Source organism: Vibrio chanodichtyis (genome assembly GCF_028863985.1).
Classification (GTDB): domain Bacteria; phylum Pseudomonadota; class Gammaproteobacteria; order Enterobacterales; family Vibrionaceae; genus Vibrio; species Vibrio chanodichtyis.
This window is the reverse complement of the sequence record NZ_JARBFT010000001.1, coordinates 459,879-475,763: the sequence shown is the minus strand read 5'-3', so window position 1 is coordinate 475,763 and position 15,885 is coordinate 459,879. Positions and strand designations below refer to the sequence as shown.

Here is a 15,885-nt window from a genome sequence, read left to right as displayed (position 1 = left end):
TTTGGCCTTTTCAATCACATGATTAATGAATGCTAATTCGATCTATTTTTAGCGGATCAGTTTCTGGCTTCGGATACTTCAATGCTTGCACTCGTTTTATCCCCGCATCGCTCACTCCACCTTCATAGTAGGGATTAGGATCGCCTGGGTATACAAACGCTCGGCTACCCGGATTCCAAGCTTGGAAAAACTCGCTTAAATCGGTTTGCGTTGCGTAAGAGGCGCACAACATCAACTGATCACTTTTACCTAACCCAGTTGGCTGACATAAATTTTCACCTTTTAGGTTGATTGCGTCATCTTGCTTATTCCGAGTCAAGCGATGCATCAGCTTAAATAAGTTCCAACCTTTCACCCCATCTCGCGCCGAGTAATAACTCGGTAGCTCATCGGCATACCAGTCGGTGATCTGAAAGTGCTCTTCTGCCCACTCCTTCAGTTGAGCAAACATCACTAAGCGCTCCCCTGCACCACCGGCAGCCCACGCATGGCCTTGTTCTCGTTGCACAAATTCTGGCGCAATTTGAATATCCTGCTCAACACGCGCCATTTTACCTAAATGGCGATCTTGCATATACAGCGCTAATAAGTTGTTAACCACCTCGGTCGCCCCTTCAACATTAAACGGGGCTTCTGCGGCGTTGTGCCCCACTTCATGCCACAGTAACCAACTGCTGAGTGGGTTGGTATTCAGTTTATTACTCGCAGCATTAAAGCTGGCATTCATCACCGGATAACCCGAGTGCGCCGCACCAATGCTAATCGCAATATCATTGACAAAATGGTGACGGTTATTCGGATTGCTGACACTGGTCGCTTGGCGATTCAGCTTCCCATCAATCCCTTCATCACGGGCGTAAAAATCGTTAAGATCTAAGGCAAACTGATCCAGATCTTGCGCAAATTGCGCAATGCCGCCTTCATAGCCATTGGCCTGCAAATTGGCTTTCGGTGCGGTAAAGATAAAGCTGTCTGACACCACTTCACCGATCGGGGCCGGCGCATTAAGTCCATTAATCCACTGCCCAGCTTGATATAACGGCGCATCAATCGTATCCGTGAAAGTCAGTGAAACTTGCTCGCTGTCACCACCTTGGGCATAAATCAAACCACCATAAGGAACCGTAAAACTCTGGCTACTGTTTTGCCCACCACCAATCACGAAAGATTTGGTCATGCGTGGTGGACGTTGCAGGCCCAGCTCATGTTTTTCACGCCCAGTCAGATCATCGGCTAGCGCAATCGTGATAGTCACGGGCTTGCTTTCGCCAGTTACGCTGACCTGAAAGGGTTGCTGAGCCACCGCCCATTGCCCCGTCGGCTGACGATTACCGGCAAACCAAGCGGTAGTTTGGTTGCGCATATCAAGCTGCACCGTTTTGCCATTCGACCCTTTGGCTTCACCGGGAAATTGACGTACATCGACTTTCACATCCAGATCCCAGAACGAGCGGCCGAGCATTAAACGCGTCAGAGGCTTTTCCATGTAGTTGAGCGGATAGCTCGGGTTCATTTGCCCAGCATACTCACCCTCGTCACTGCCATACACCATCTGCAGCTCCGTTAACTGCAATTGCAGATCCTCAGGGCAGACCGTATTACCGCCAGCAGCATTGCGGGTATAGCAGTTAAGAAACTCGGTAAAACGTTTAAAACCCAACTCATCGTCATAAGTAGATTCATAGCGATAATCGAGATCATTCCACAGCCATACCGTCATATTTTGATAGATGCGGTTGAGATCGACACTGCTTAAGCGCTCCCCCTGCTTACCTTTGGTACGGAAATAACGTTCATGCTGATACAGCGCTTCAATATTGGTGCCTAAGTTGGCCGCTTTAATCATCGCTTGGGCTTCATCGTTACCCAATTTGAGTTCGGTATAACGCGGGCGATACATTGACCCAGTCACGGGAATGCCGTTACCGGGACGATATTCCAAACAGTTAACTTCGTAATTGAACTGATCATCGCGACACTCTTGATACGCCAAACCCGTGGAGGTAGGAAACGCATTCAGAATGCGCTGCTTAGCCGCCGCTAAACTGGCCTGATTGACCACTTGTGAGCCATTTTCATCGATATGCCAATGATCAGCTTCATCAATAAAAGCGACCTGTCGACTTGCATTGCCGTCAGCATCCCTTTCCGTCCAAGTCGCCATTTCAAGGGTCGGTTTATCGTCCGGTTTGTTATTGGTGATGAAATGCCATTCAACACTACCGTCCTCGTTAATCGTGTAAGGTAGCATCGGTCCATTATCCCCATCCACCGCCGCATAACGCTCCAATACCCAGATGCCATGTTCACGTTGGTTGCGCACTCGATCAGGATAGCCGGCACTTGGGCCATTGCCATCGGCAACCACACTTGACCCCATACCAAAAGCAATCCCTGCACTATCAAGCAAACGATCAATCTCGCCCACGCTAGTACGATTCACCACGGTTTCCATCATTAAGACATTTCCGCCCCGAGTCACGTAGTCAATCAAGTCGCTAACGTCTTGTTGGCTCAGTTTAGGACGGCTGAGATCAGCGCTCAATGGTAGATCATAGGCACCCATCGCAGTATGGCCACGATATTCGTATGCGTTGATGATTACCACTGGCATGGTTACTGGATCTAAATAAGTAAAATCAGTGAGCTGGACAGTCTCCGCCGCAAAGCGCGAGTCGACGATAAATGGAGCAGAGCTACCCATGACTTGACCAGCACGCTTAAAATAAACCGACGGTATATTAGTGCCGATGGTAATTGATGAACCCATGCGAGTTTCACTTGATGCTGCATTTTCCGTTAAATAACGCAGCACATTAGTGAAGAAATTGGCCATATCATCGCTGTCACTACTCGCGGTACACTGGCCTTGCTGATCAACACTCCCACCCCAACTAAAACCATTCGGGCAAACTAAGATACTGTTATACCGCGCATTACCGAGCACCATCACTTTACCGAGGCCAAGCTCACCAAGACTGATAAACGGCAAGTTAAAGGTAGCCGTTTCGGCGGAAACCTTTTCCGGCTCGACTTGGGAAGGCGCTTCGGTAATAAAGGCTAGACCTTGAGCATCCCACGCTTTGGGTTTACCAAAATCAATCCAATAGTTGTTGTCATTGCGAGCCATCAGCACTGGAAAGGCCGAGTTGGCAATATTGACTGCCGCTTGTGCGCGCGCAGAGCCCGTACTGCCGTAAAAATTGGTGCTGTCATGGAACACATGGAACCGTTCAACTTTTTTCCAGCCCTCGAGCAAAACGGCACTGGTGCTACCCCAAAGTTTTTGAATATCGGCTTGAATACGGCTGGCTTCTTGATCAACCGCCGATCTGGGCATCGCTAATGATCTCGTTTGGTCATAGCTGGCCGGCTTTAAGGCTTGATCAATCTCTGCGGCAATCCCGTGTGAAAATTGCTGAGCAAATTCACCCGGCACAATTTGGGTTTGCTCTGCACCGATCTTTAATTCCACGTCCTCATTGCTCAGCGAGAGCGAAATAGCCTCATTCACCACATTCGGGTACTGGGCAAAAACTTGAATAACTCTATCACTAATCAACACGGTATCTTGGGTTTGCTCAGCATAACGCAGCACCAGCGCCTGTGCATTCTTACCCGCATTCTCACTGCCCAGTTCCGTCAATTGAAATGTGGTTTTGTTACCACGCAAATTACCAAGCTCAAAAGTATCGATGGCAAAGCTGATCGTATCTCCCCACGAGAACTCAAAACCGCCATCTTCCATCGCACGACCAGATTGAGAGACGCCAGTGACACCACGGCTATTATTACTAAAGTACGCAATTCCATTCACCGCACGACCAGCACTATCGAGTAGCCGACCTTGGCTCAAAATCACTTCCGTCGGTTGATACTGTAAACTCTCTTCTGCATTGGCGGAGACAAAACTGCTGTTTAAATCATTCGAGGTTCCAGTGGTTACCGAAGGGGTAATATCAGGCACATGGGTTGATGGCTGCTTATCAACTTGGTTATCGTTGCTGACTTTTTCAACAATCAGTTGCTGAAAATCAGCACTTGGCATATCTAAATGCTGAAGATAATTTTTAAAAGTTAATGCATCTCTGGATGAAGCAAAATTAAGCTCAATAGTTTTGCCCTGCACATTACCCATATTATTGATCAAGGTTTGGAGATTACTCTGGCGCAGTGCGGAATCTTTATATTCATCGGCATTGGTCAATTTCAACAATTCAAAGGAAGTCGCACGCTGATTAACATGCGTAGATGCACTCTGCTCACCCATAAAAGGCGTAGTAAAGGTAGCAAGAGTGTCTCCCTCAACAGTACAAATAACGCTGCTTTTTTGTTCCACCACAAATTGATTGGCCGGCAAATCATTACACAATACCGATCCACCAAACATTAGATTGCCATCTAAAGAGAGCTGAGCGGCGATAATCGGATCATCAACCCCAATATCCGGTAATTCGCCACCACCCACACTAGGATTTTCATTACCATCAATTTGCGGAATCTCCGGCTCGACGAATTCATGATTACAGCCCGCCAGAGCAAACAAGACCATAATCGAAATCAATTTCTTTTTTGTATTTATCATTTTAATTTATTATTTCTTAGCGAAAACACTAAGTGAAATAGTCATTTTTTAAATATTTCATGTCAACGTAAAAGCACGTAAGAATTACCCTACAGACGACGTATGTTTAGTAACTAAAGTGGCAGCATGAAATCAAATCATTAATGCTAATAATGGGAATGTGGTGATTTTTAATAACAAAATAAAATATCACTCCTCACACAATAATAAAAACAAATCACATATCACTCATAAGCAGTACAAGTAATTGGTTATTGGAGCGTACTGTAGCCCATTGCCAATTGGGATTGTTGTGTTGAGTTGATGTAGTGCAGGAGTAAGCAAGGAGAGAAAAACGAAGATGAGCGTAAGCGCTAGAAACAACAAAGCCCGCTAAAAATAGCGGGCTTTGTTTAAAATTTGGTGGGTCCGGGCGAACTCGAATCGCCGACCCCTACCATGTCAAGGTAGTACTCTAACCAACTGAGCTACGGACCCAAATTTTTGTTCTCGCATAACCATTCGATAAGGAATGGTGCGTCCGAGTGGACTCGAACCACCGACCCCCACCATGTCAAGGTGGTGCTCTAACCAACTGAGCCACGGACGCATCGCTTGAGAACGAGGTGGATATTAACGGCAGATTTTGTGGTGTGCAAGCTCAATTTCTTTGTTTTTGAATCAGTTGGCTTTTCTCTCATCAATTTGGTGTTTTTTTACCCTCACCACGGTGATTTACCATGGCTACCTTTAAGATCATTGGTTTTGCAGAAGTCGATCAAACTCTAATTTTGTGATACGCGTTCAAGAATGATATTGACCCCGCAAAGTAACACTGTAATATACACATCAATGCTTATATTTAGCCCCAGAGAGGGTCGTCGCATGGACGCTAGGTTATTCGATAATACACAAACGTTACGAGCTTCGGTGTTATGCGGCTTAAGTTTTTTTTGGGCATTAATTGCTCTATCCATGGCCTTATTAAATTTATGGCAATTTAAACAAATTGAACTTGCCTTACTCGAAATGATCTGCGCTTTGTCTTCTTTTTATATCTATCTACAGACCAAACGACGGATCCATACTTCAAGTCAAGTAAACCTTTATCTCCTGCTCCTTACTGGCACAACGCTATTTGCTACCTACATCAAACCATTAGCGATGGGAGTGTATGTTTGGAGCTGTTTTGTTCCGATCTTATTTTATATTTTTACCTCAACCCACTTTGCCTTTTTGACCTGTAGCGTGTTTTTTGTATTTCAAGGTGCGATTGTTTATTGGCAATCGAGGTTGGAACCATTGATTTATGGATCGGTTCTGCTGCATTTAACTTTTGCTTATATTGGTCTTTGGGTGGTCGCCCATGTCTATGAGCAAAACCGGCGCAAAATTGAAGATTCCCTACTCTATCTTGCCTCACGGGATCCTCTGACTGGCGCACATAATCGCCTGTCTCTGAACACCTCTTTCCAACATTTTGAGCAATTTAATCAGCAAACCTCGCTCTGTTTGCTGGTCATTGACTTAGATTTTTTTAAAGCGATCAATGATCAATATGGGCATGATACTGGCGATAAAGTCTTGGTCGAAACCTCGGATTTACTCGCCCAAATGGTGGGGGACAATAATCTGTATCGGATCGGCGGCGAAGAATTTTGTGTCACGCTATTTGATCAATCACTTGAGCAAGCTGAGCGAGTCAGTGAACGGCTGCGAGCTATGGTTAGCCTGCACTCGTTCGCTGCCGAGAGCCAACCGATACAAGTGACGATTAGTATTGGGGTGTGTGAATATCAGCTCGGCGATCAACTCAATGATCTGCTCAAATTAGCCGATATTGAGCTTTATCGAGCTAAACAGGCTGGTAGAAATCAGGTTCGGCTCTGTAAACCGATCACCGCTCATGCAGAGACAAACCATCCGCAAACTGAGGTCGCCCACCAACCGCTGCTGTGATTAGCGATTATCTGCTTGGCTTTCCTCTTCAAATTCATACACCACATTGTAGTTTTCTGTATAAGGGCAATGGGGTTGACGACTGCAGGTAAAAAACCGTCGCCCACGGTATTCACCTTGTGTGGCGACTTTAATCACCATTGGGCTGCCACAACGCTTACAAAATCGAACTTCTTGATCGGCTTGAATCAAGTCGATATGGGCGGCTAATAGACGGCGTAATTTGCTCACTTGATAGCTCATCCGAATATTAGTACCAATTAGTGGAATATTGGCGGATTTACAGACGTGCAGTAGCAATTTCTCCCGTTCAACTTTGCCCTTTTGTAGCTGTTTGCCATCATCCAGTTCAATCGCCACTCTTGGCTCTAACGTTCGAGCATCACACACTAAAAAATCAAAATAGTTTTTTGAGATTTTATGATAAGCAATGAACCAATGCTTCTTACTGGCAATATTATGTGGGGTGATAACATTGGCCATATTGACTTTTGCCAGCACCACGCCATGTTCCCCCACGGCGCTCACCAGCGCATTGTACAAAGCCCCCTCTTGCATATTGAGCAATGGCCCTTTCTTTTTATAAGCATACTCTTGGTGAGTATCTGCACGGATCACATACTTCTGGATAACCAAAAAAAACACGACGAGCAGTATGACAACGAGGAATATTTCAAACATAGGTCAGTTAAACCAGAATCAATATCGCGGGGATTGAGGTGGCAAAAGTAAAACAGAAAGGCGGAGCAACCCCGCCTTAACTGATTTACACACTAAAAATGTATTTATCCATCATTGATACCATACGGCCAATTTCCGGCTTAGTGATGGTGTCATTAGCGCCAAGAGATAATGCTTTGGCTCGGTTATCATCACTCATCAGCGATGAGAACATAATAATCGGCATCGAAAGATAGGTTTCGTCATCACGCAGCAGTTTCACTAAGTGCATGCCATCCATCCGTGGCATTTCAACGTCAGTAACCAGCGCATCGACCAGTTCCGTGATGGCGACATTTTCCGCTTTTGCTACCTGTTTGAGCTCCATCATCTTTTCAAATGCTTCACCACCATCTTTGCACGCAATAATGTTATAGCCCGCCGAGCTCAAAGTATCTTGGATTAGGCTGCGGATAAAAGCCGAGTCATCCACCACCATCACCGTTTTGGCATTACGTTTTGTCACCATACGCTGATTTAAGTCGACTTTTTTATCCAGCGTAACATCGTATTTTTCCATACTTAATTCTGGGTTAATGTCGGCAATGATTTTTTCGAAATCAAGGATCATGATCAATTTATGATCTTGACGTACGACGGCGACCACGCAGTCTTGCTCACCTGCTTCAAGGAACTGACTTGGTGATTCCACATCATTCCAAGAAATACGATGGATACGGCTAATACTGTCAATTAGGAAGCCATTGGTCATCCGGTTGAAGTCGGTGACGATAACGTATTTTTTACTGATATCGTCCGAGGTTGGTACGCCGAGCCATCCTGCTAAATCGACCAGCGGGGTTAAAATTTCGCGCGAAGAGAATACCCCGACCATATGCGGCTGAGCATTAGGATAATCGGTGGTGTCCGGCACTCGGATCACCTCGCGCACTTTGGCGACGTTGATCCCGTAGTAACAGGTTTTGGTGCGCCCGTCAGGAAATACTTTTTCTAAATGAAATTCAATGATTTCTAATTCGTTGGTACCGCTTTCGGTTAAAATTGTACTACTTGGGTTACTCATAATTTTCACATCTTCTCAGGATGGTTATTCATACTTGTCCAGTATGGCTTGATATCGATTTATGCCATTTTCATCAACACTGTTTTTGATCAGTTCAATGCCTTTTTGTAAATCATCCAATACTGACTGCTCGATATTTTTGTTAAATGCGTAATACAGTGAACCTTGCATTAAAATGTACACCGTTTCAAACTCTTCCAACGGATAGTTCTTTTGGCTCATCCACCAAAATGCGGTTCGCTCATCATAGGCCAGCAAATCAATGCGCTTTTTCAGTAATTGCTCGGCCAACGCGCTGACGGAAGTCCCTTCCACCATCGACTCTCTTGGCACTCCCAACTGAAGCAGTTGCTGCTCACCAATATCATCACGTAAAACACCAATCCGGTATTGACCTAGTTCCATCGGATCGTTGACTTTAATTTGACTCGATTTGCGTGCCAACACCGCTACTTTAATATCGGCAATCGGGCCGACCCAGTTGAATAAATTTTCACGATGAGCTGTGCGAGTGGTCGAAAAAAGTACACCGTCGGATTTTAACAACGATGTCCGATAAGATCGTGGCCAAGGTTGCACTAAAATTTGCTCAGCGCTGATCTGAGTATGCATGGCGACTGCCGCTTGTTGCAGCAATTCAACTGCAATCCCAGCGGGTTTATCACCCTGCACAAAATTCATCGGTGGATAATTTTCGGTGTAGTAGGTTAATGATTCTAAGCCTTGGGCTTGCGCGTTAACACCAAAATTGATCCCTAAAACCATACCGAACACAGCGACTAAACCAATATTCCACAGCATCTGTCGATCCTCATTCGCTAGCTATAATCGACTTAAACTTTAGATTGCATTATGCAATACGTCTAATAGATACTGAGATCACTGTTGATGGGTTTGGATTTTATTACACAACACCCAAATTAGGTCTGTAGATTTTGACGCTCACCGTACCATAACTCGGATCGGCATCCAATTATTTAGCATTAAGAATATGCGCCAGATAACCAAACGTATGAGTGAGAGCGATGGCTTTTTTAATTCATAGTTTTGCACGTTAGTACATCATACAATTGGCCGCGCTTGATTTTTCCACCTTACAAGATGGCCAGCAACCAACTGATAATAAACAACAAAATATGCAATAAACCATAAAAAAAACGTTTTATGGTGCCTGTCACAACAAATCTCCGCTTAGCGGCCACATTGGCACCATTTAGTGAGTATAATTAATCTACAATTCATAAAGTGTTACTTGGATACCATCATACCCAATCCCGAATGCCCCTTTGGTAGCCAATTTACCAACAACATGTGACAAGGAGTCGTAAGATGAAAAGAGATACTTTGGGAATTTGTCTATCTAAAGACATGTTAAGTGATCATCTACTCTCGACATTCACTCGGGTAAGAGCTTATGAAATGGAATCGAAAGCTCATGATGAAATGCGCGTGTTATTTGCTTTCCCTCAGATGCTAGGCAAAGACCTACTCACCACGATGCAGGGAAGCCGCAAATTAGTTTGGCGTGCTGATTACCATTGCCCTAACTACCCGTATTGTTAACGTTATTTCTCACCAAGCCACCATAAATTTAAAGGCTATTGCACAGAACTGTAGAGACTCTTTAAGTAGCAACTACAGTTAGAACCTAAGCGATGGTTAAGTCGGTTTTTCTAAGGTCGTGGTTAACTCTTTGTTTGACTTCGGCGACCAAAAAATAGAGCATTGGCTCTAAATTTATTCTGTCGAGCTCACCATGAAAGTGAAATTTCTTTCTCTAATGGTCTACTCCTTGCTGTGTATACCAACGGCCCAGGCGGCATCGCTCTCATTTCAAGAAGCTTGGGGAGTGCTGCAACAACAAAATAATTCACTCGCCGCGCAAAGAGCCAATGTTGAACGTTACACCCATTTAAAACAGGCGACCGACAATCTCAACTTACCGTCGCTCACGCTGGGAGCGAATCTGATACGCCTGGATCAAAATGTCACGCTTTCCGGCCAACAGTTGTTTGAGAGTACTGGGCATGCATTGCCACCCTCGCTGGCTAGCTTAGGCTCAATTAAGTCAACCATCACTGAGCGCGATATTTTTACTTCCTCAATTCGTGCCATTTGGCCGATTTTTACCGGTGGCCGGATCAGCGCAGCGCAAGATGCCGCAGCAGGTCGCGAGCATGAAGCACAAAGTCAATTAGCCATGGAAGTACAAGCGCGATATGAAGATTTAGCCAAATATTACTTCAGTGTGGTACTTGCTAAAGAAGTGTTAGCCACCCATAAAGCAGTAGAACAAGGGCTGGCCCAACATCGTGACAACGCATTAAAGCTTGAGCAGCAAGGACAAATTGCCCGTGTAGAACGGTTGCAAGCCGAGGCATCACTGGATAAAGCCAGTGTTGAGCGCAAAAAAGCTCAGAAAACATTAGCCATTGCACAAAGCGCCCTCACCCAAATTTTAGGGGCAGACCAAACCGTAGAGCCTAATCAGCAACTGTTTATTAACCCCCATCTACCACCGCTGCACGCGTTTATTGACCAGACACTCAATACCTACCCAGGTTTAGATTTGCTCGATGCCAAAGAGCAGCAAGCCAGTAGTCTAATTAAGGCCGAACAAGGCAAATACTATCCTGAAGTCTACCTATATGGCGATTACAGTTTGCATGAGAGCGATTCGCTCGCCAGCCAACTGAAACCCGATTGGCTAGTTGGCGTTGGAGTCAGCATTCCGCTGATTGAAAATACTGGCCGTAGTCAACAAGTTAAAGCCGCCAATAGTGCGCTCAATCAAGTACGCTATTTAAAAGCACAGGCGAGACAAGATCTTAGCGTGTTGGTGGAGAAAACCTATCTGCAAGCAGAACAAGCGCTTGAAGAAGTCGCTGGTCTCAACTCTAGTCTTAATTTGGCGCAAGAAAATCTGCGTTTACGCCAAACGGCATTCAAGCAAGGTTTATCCACTTCGCTAGAAGTGGTGGATGCTGAGCTTTATCTAGCCAGCATACGCACCCAGCAATCATGGGCCAGTTTTAACTACCTTATTTCACTCAACAAACTGTTAGCGCTCTCAAGCGAGATGGGCAGTTTTTCAACCTATCATCAATCGGCAGTTCCTATTACATCACTGCCACAACACGTCACTGCTAAGTAAAAGGAACCACCATGAAAACGGTCAAAACTACCTTAATCACCCTTAGTGCTGTCGTTGTTGTCGGTTGGGTTGGCTATCGCTTTTATCAGGCCTATCAACCACAACCGCTGATATTACAAGGTCAGATTGAATCTCAGCAGTACAGCATCTCCTCCAAAGTACCAGGACGAATTGATCAAGTGATGGTACGTAAAGGCGATCAAATCGAAAAAGGCCAATTGATTTTTACTCTGCTAAGCCCAGAAATTGATGCCAAATTAGAACAAGCGATCGCTGGGCAAAAAGCCGCTGGCGCACTGGCGCAAGAAGCGGAGAAAGGGTCACGCGGGCAGCAAATTCAAGCCGCGCACGATCAATGGCTAACCGCTAAAGCAGCCGCCGATTTAGCCGAAAAAACCTATTTACGGATCAATCGTCTTTACCAAGATGGCGTAGTAGCTGAGCAAAAACGGGATGAAGCACAGACCCAATCACAAGCAGCCAAATATACCGCCAGTGCTGCGTTACAGCTCTATCAACTGGCTCAAGAAGGGGCGCGAGAAGAAACCAAGCAAGCGGCGTTAGAAAAAGCGCGCATGGCTGCTGGAGCGGTCGCTGAAGTGCAAGCTTATGCAGCCGATACCACCATTCACAGTTGGTTTAGCGGTGAGGTAGCGCAAGTATTGATGCACAGCGGTGAGCTGGCTCCCCAAGGATTTCCTGTGGTTACCGTCATCGATACTCAGGACTCTTGGGCGGTGTTTAATGTACGTGAAGATCGGCTTAAACACTTCACGAAAGGGACTCAGTTTGATGCTTATCTACCTGCATTAGACATCAGCCTCCCTTTTAAAGTGACACATGTGGCGGTGATGGGTGATTTTGCAACTTGGCGCTCGACCGATGCCAGCCAAGGCTTTGATCTGCGCACTTTTGAAGTCGAAGCGCGCCCGCTGACCCCAAATAAAGATTTGCGCATGGGCATGAGCTTGGTGGTTAAGCTGTAGCATGAAAGCAATGATCCCCGCACAGTGGACGTTACTGCGTCACGATAAATGGCTACTCTCCTGCTTAACTTGGGTACCGCTGCTATTGGCAGCCTTGATTTGGTGGATTTTTTCACAAGGCATCGCCCGTGATTTACCCTTTGGGGTGGTGGATTTATCACACAGTCAACTGTCGCGCCAATTAATCCGAGAAGTGGATGCCACTGCAACACTGCAGGTATTTGACCATTATCCAAGCATCACTGAGGCCAGCCATGCGCTACGCAGTAGCCAAATCTATGGTTATATGGTGATCCCAGCACAATTCGACAAGTCGATTTATCGTCAGCAGCAGCCTGCCGTGACCACCTTTTACAATAGCCAAATGATCTTGGTCGGCAAGCTGGTCAATAGCGCCGTAGTACAAGCACAAAGCACTTTTAATGCGCAGGTGGAGGTGATGAAAAATCTCACCAGTCACAGCCAAACCACTCTCGCCGCAATGGGGCGCGCAGTGCCAATACGCACCCAAATCACGCCCCTATTTAACCAAAACAATCACTATGCACAATTCTTAGTCAGTGCGATTGTGCCCGCATTGTGGCAAATCTCAATCGTGGTCAGCACCATTTTGATTCTGGCGGCCAACTATCGCCATTACGGTTTGCAAAAATGGCTGGCAGATGCGCCGTTACGTCAGTTAAGTCGCACCCTATTACCCTACTTGCCCATTTTCCTGTTGCAGGGGGTGGGATTTTTGATCTGGTTTTATGATGTGCTCGACTGGCCAATGTTTGGCCATTTTGGCGTGTTATTGATTGCTCAAGCGATCACCGTTATGGCTTGTGTGATCATGGCAGCATTTTTTTACTTCCTAACTTTAGATCCCGCTCGCGCGATGAGCTTTGCCGGTGCATTCACCGCCCCCAGTTTCGCGTTTATGGGGATTACTTTTCCGGCTAGTGACATGAGTCCGTTTGCTCACCTGTGGCGCAATTTGTTGCCCATCAGTCATTACATTGAAGTACAGGTCAATCAAGTCAGTTATGGACTTGATGCGCTCACTTCGCTACAGCCGTTGAGCAATATGTGGGGATACCTTTTTCCTCTCGGGATAACCCTACTGCTGATCCGTAAACATTTAGCCCGTGAAACTGGAGCCGCATTATGACGCTATTTGAGCTGCTAAGAGCGGAGCTGAAAGCGCTATTAACCAACCCTGTGGTAGTGATCACCGTGTTTGGTGGTGTGGTGTTTTATTCATTCCTCTATCCGCTGCCTTACGCACAACAAGTCCCACGCGAGCAGAGTATCTCGGTGGTCAATCTTGATAAGAGTCAAACAAGTTACCAGTTTGAACGTATGGTTGATGCCACGCCACAGGTCAAGATTGTTCGCCGCGATCACACCATCACGCAAGCTAAACAAGCTTTTTTAGCCAAACAAGTGGCTGGCATACTGGTCATCCCTGAGCACTTTTACCGCGATCTATTACTCGGCAAAAGCCCAACTCTTGCCTATGCGGGAGATGCTTCCTACTTTTTGGTGTATGGCACGATTGTCGAAGGCTTAGCGCAGGCAGGTGGCACCTTAGCCGCGCACACCAAAGTCAGCCGTTTGCTGGTTGAAGGTGAACCCATGGCGTTTGTCAGCCAACATTTTTCACCCACCAGCACTAACCTAAAACCAACCTTTAACCCGCGGTTAGGTTATGTTGATTACGTGGTACCTGCCGTTTTTGTCTTGATCCTACAACAAACCTTGGTGATGGCCGCCGGTTTGATGGTCGGGAGTCAAAAACAAGGTCACGGTTACTGGAGCCGAGTCTCGACGGCAAAATTACTGTTGGTGCGTAGCTTAGTATTGGTCGCCATCTACTATTTACTGAGCCTGTACTACTTCGGAGCCAGTTTTGAACAACATGGCATCCATCGCTTCGCTGCGATCCCTGATCTCTTGAGTTTATTGTTGCCCTTTTTGCTCACCAGCAGTTTTGTCGGGATCGCATTAGGCGCGCTCACACCAAGACGTGAACTCGTCACCTTGGTGGTATTAATCAGCTCAATGCCGCTGATCTTTACCGCTGGTTTTATCTGGCCAGTAGAAATGATCCCCTCACCACTATTGTGGTTAGCTAACGGCTTTCCCAGCACTCCAGCGATCCAAGGCTTTCTCGGCTTAAACCAAATGGCGGCGAATTGGTCAACCATTGCACCGCAATGGACTCTATTATGGCTGCAAGCGGCATTATGGGGCGCTATCGCTTATTACCTACTGCAGCGCGATCGTCAGCCTAACACTCCTGTTGCACATTAATACAAGTTGCTAACGACAATACGGGAGCCTAACGACGGTCGGCTTATCCAACCGTCGTTACGGTAGTGTCTCACCGCTTTAAAACTTTCCATTCCGTTTCACTGATTTGGCTCACTGGATTAATTTCCTATCGACAATCATTTTTGACTGAGTTATAAGTCTAGATGTTTAGACGTCTAAAGCCACGCTTAGGGAGAAAGCCGTGCCGATTAAAATCCCCGACCAATTACCAGCCAGTGATGTATTACGTGCCGAAAACATTTTCGTGATGTCGGAATCACGGGCTGCGACACAAGAGATCCGTCCACTCAAAGTCTTACTGTTAAACTTGATGCCGAAAAAAATTGAGACGGAAACTCAGTTTTTACGCCTGTTGTCTAACTCGCCATTACAGATTGATATCGAGCTGCTGCGCATTGATGATCGGCCGAGTAAAAATACCCCAGAGCAACATCTCAATACTTTTTATCGCCAATTTGAACTGGTCAAAACACGCAATTTCGATGGATTGATCATTACGGGGGCGCCACTCGGTTTAGTGCAATTTGAAGATGTTGCTTATTGGGATCATCTGCAGCACATCATGAGTTGGGCAAAAAACCATGTCACCTCGACACTGTATATCTGCTGGGCAGCACAAGCAGGATTAAAGCTGCTGTATAACTTGCCAAAACGCACTCGTGAAGAGAAATTATCTGGCGTCTACTACCACACCACTCATCAACCCTTTCATTCACTACTACGTGGGTTTGATGATTGCTTTTTAGCACCCCACTCACGCTATGCCGACTTTGCCGCTGATTATTTAGCACAACATACTGACCTTGATATTCTTGCCTCCTCTGACGTGGCGGGCGTCTATCTGGCCGCTACCAAAGATAAGCGTAATGTGTTTGTGACTGGGCATCCGGAATATGATGCTTTGACGCTACACCATGAGTATGTGCGCGATTTAGGCGCGGGGCTCAGCCCAGCACTGCCAATCAACTACTACCCCAATGACAATCCAGATAATAAACCTTGTGCCAGTTGGCGTAGCCACGGCCATTTATTGTTTGCCAATTGGCTCAACTATTGCGTTTATCAGCAAACGCCATACGATCTCGAGCAATTTAGCGAAGCCAACTTCACCAAGGGTGAATAATCATGCTGGCCGCGCCATGCGGCCTTTTGCAGCGCGAAG

Annotated in this window: 11 protein-coding genes and 2 tRNA genes; 7 read left to right on the top strand and 6 right to left on the bottom strand. The window is 46.2% G+C overall.

Annotation, left to right across the window (positions count from 1 at the left end):
- Window positions 1–22 precede the first annotated feature (22 nt).
- From PUN32_RS01985 to PUN32_RS01975, 3 genes are all read right to left on the bottom strand, one after another.
- Window positions 23–4,552: an SslE/AcfD family lipoprotein zinc metalloprotease gene (locus PUN32_RS01985; protein ID WP_274721523.1), complete on the bottom strand. Its 4,530-nt coding sequence runs from the start codon at window positions 4,550–4,552 to the stop codon at window positions 23–25.
- A gap of 433 nt (window positions 4,553–4,985) precedes the next feature.
- Window positions 4,986–5,062: transfer RNA gene (locus PUN32_RS01980), tRNA-Val, on the bottom strand.
- A gap of 35 nt (window positions 5,063–5,097) precedes the next feature.
- A tRNA-Val gene (locus tag PUN32_RS01975) sits at window positions 5,098–5,174 on the bottom strand.
- A gap of 275 nt (window positions 5,175–5,449) precedes the next feature.
- Between PUN32_RS01975 and PUN32_RS01970 the strand changes: the two genes are divergently transcribed.
- The gene (locus tag PUN32_RS01970) at window positions 5,450–6,523 is read left to right on the top strand and encodes a GGDEF domain-containing protein (protein ID WP_274721522.1); all 1,074 of its coding nucleotides are present in this window, start codon (window positions 5,450–5,452) and stop codon (window positions 6,521–6,523) included.
- Here the strand turns inward: PUN32_RS01970 and PUN32_RS01965 are convergent, their stop codons facing one another.
- The 3 genes from PUN32_RS01965 to PUN32_RS01955 all read right to left on the bottom strand — a co-directional run bounded on the left by PUN32_RS01965 (window position 6,524) and on the right by PUN32_RS01955 (window position 9,068).
- The gene (locus PUN32_RS01965; protein ID WP_274721521.1) at window positions 6,524–7,204 is read right to left on the bottom strand and encodes a DUF2726 domain-containing protein; all 681 of its coding nucleotides are present in this window, start codon (window positions 7,202–7,204) and stop codon (window positions 6,524–6,526) included. It abuts the gene before it with no gap.
- Between the two features lie 85 nt (window positions 7,205–7,289).
- Window positions 7,290–8,267: a chemotaxis protein gene (locus PUN32_RS01960; protein WP_274721520.1), complete on the bottom strand. Its 978-nt coding sequence runs from the start codon at window positions 8,265–8,267 to the stop codon at window positions 7,290–7,292.
- Between the two features lie 24 nt (window positions 8,268–8,291).
- Window positions 8,292–9,068, bottom strand: a complete 777-nt coding sequence (locus PUN32_RS01955; RefSeq protein WP_274721519.1) for a substrate-binding periplasmic protein — start codon at window positions 9,066–9,068, stop codon at window positions 8,292–8,294.
- Between the two features lie 528 nt (window positions 9,069–9,596).
- Here PUN32_RS01955 and PUN32_RS01950 point away from each other — a divergent pair.
- The 6 genes from PUN32_RS01950 (at window position 9,597) to metA (ending at window position 15,846) form a co-directional block, all read left to right on the top strand.
- Window positions 9,597–9,830: a hypothetical protein gene (locus tag PUN32_RS01950; RefSeq protein ID WP_274721518.1), complete on the top strand. Its 234-nt coding sequence runs from the start codon at window positions 9,597–9,599 to the stop codon at window positions 9,828–9,830.
- Between the two features lie 193 nt (window positions 9,831–10,023).
- Entirely contained in the window at window positions 10,024–11,421 is a 1,398-nt protein-coding gene (locus PUN32_RS01945; protein ID WP_274721517.1) for a TolC family protein, read from the top strand.
- Between the two features lie 11 nt (window positions 11,422–11,432).
- Window positions 11,433–12,407 (top strand): HlyD family secretion protein, encoded by a 975-nt coding sequence (locus tag PUN32_RS01940; RefSeq protein WP_274721516.1) that lies wholly within the window; start codon window positions 11,433–11,435, stop codon window positions 12,405–12,407.
- Between the two features lies 1 nt (window position 12,408).
- The gene (locus tag PUN32_RS01935) at window positions 12,409–13,557 is read left to right on the top strand and encodes an ABC transporter permease (RefSeq protein WP_274721515.1); all 1,149 of its coding nucleotides are present in this window, start codon (window positions 12,409–12,411) and stop codon (window positions 13,555–13,557) included.
- Window positions 13,554–14,702 carry an ABC transporter permease gene (locus PUN32_RS01930; protein WP_274721514.1) on the top strand — a complete coding sequence of 383 codons (1,149 nt, stop codon included), beginning with the start codon at window positions 13,554–13,556 and terminating at the stop codon, window positions 14,700–14,702. The genes PUN32_RS01935 and PUN32_RS01930 overlap by 4 nt, the downstream gene beginning before the upstream one ends.
- Before the next feature lie 202 nt (window positions 14,703–14,904).
- Window positions 14,905–15,846: a homoserine O-acetyltransferase MetA gene (gene metA / locus PUN32_RS01925; RefSeq protein ID WP_274721513.1), complete on the top strand. Its 942-nt coding sequence runs from the start codon at window positions 14,905–14,907 to the stop codon at window positions 15,844–15,846.
- Window positions 15,847–15,885: the final 39 nt, after the last annotated feature.

Coding starts and splice junctions, on each gene's coding strand:
- PUN32_RS01960 (WP_274721520.1), bottom strand. CDS start 8,267: ATGAGTAACCCAAGTAGTACAATTTTAACCGAAAGCGGTACCAACGAA.
- PUN32_RS01985 (WP_274721523.1), bottom strand. CDS start 4,552: ATGGTCTTGTTTGCTCTGGCGGGCTGTAATCATGAATTCGTCGAGCCG.
- PUN32_RS01955 (WP_274721519.1), bottom strand. CDS start 9,068: ATGCTGTGGAATATTGGTTTAGTCGCTGTGTTCGGTATGGTTTTAGGG.
- PUN32_RS01935 (WP_274721515.1), top strand. CDS start 12,409: ATGAAAGCAATGATCCCCGCACAGTGGACGTTACTGCGTCACGATAAA.
- PUN32_RS01950 (WP_274721518.1), top strand. CDS start 9,597: ATGAAAAGAGATACTTTGGGAATTTGTCTATCTAAAGACATGTTAAGT.
- PUN32_RS01940 (WP_274721516.1), top strand. CDS start 11,433: ATGAAAACGGTCAAAACTACCTTAATCACCCTTAGTGCTGTCGTTGTT.
- PUN32_RS01930 (WP_274721514.1), top strand. CDS start 13,554: ATGACGCTATTTGAGCTGCTAAGAGCGGAGCTGAAAGCGCTATTAACC.
- PUN32_RS01945 (WP_274721517.1), top strand. CDS start 10,024: ATGAAAGTGAAATTTCTTTCTCTAATGGTCTACTCCTTGCTGTGTATA.
- PUN32_RS01965 (WP_274721521.1), bottom strand. CDS start 7,204: ATGTTTGAAATATTCCTCGTTGTCATACTGCTCGTCGTGTTTTTTTTG.
- PUN32_RS01970 (WP_274721522.1), top strand. CDS start 5,450: ATGGACGCTAGGTTATTCGATAATACACAAACGTTACGAGCTTCGGTG.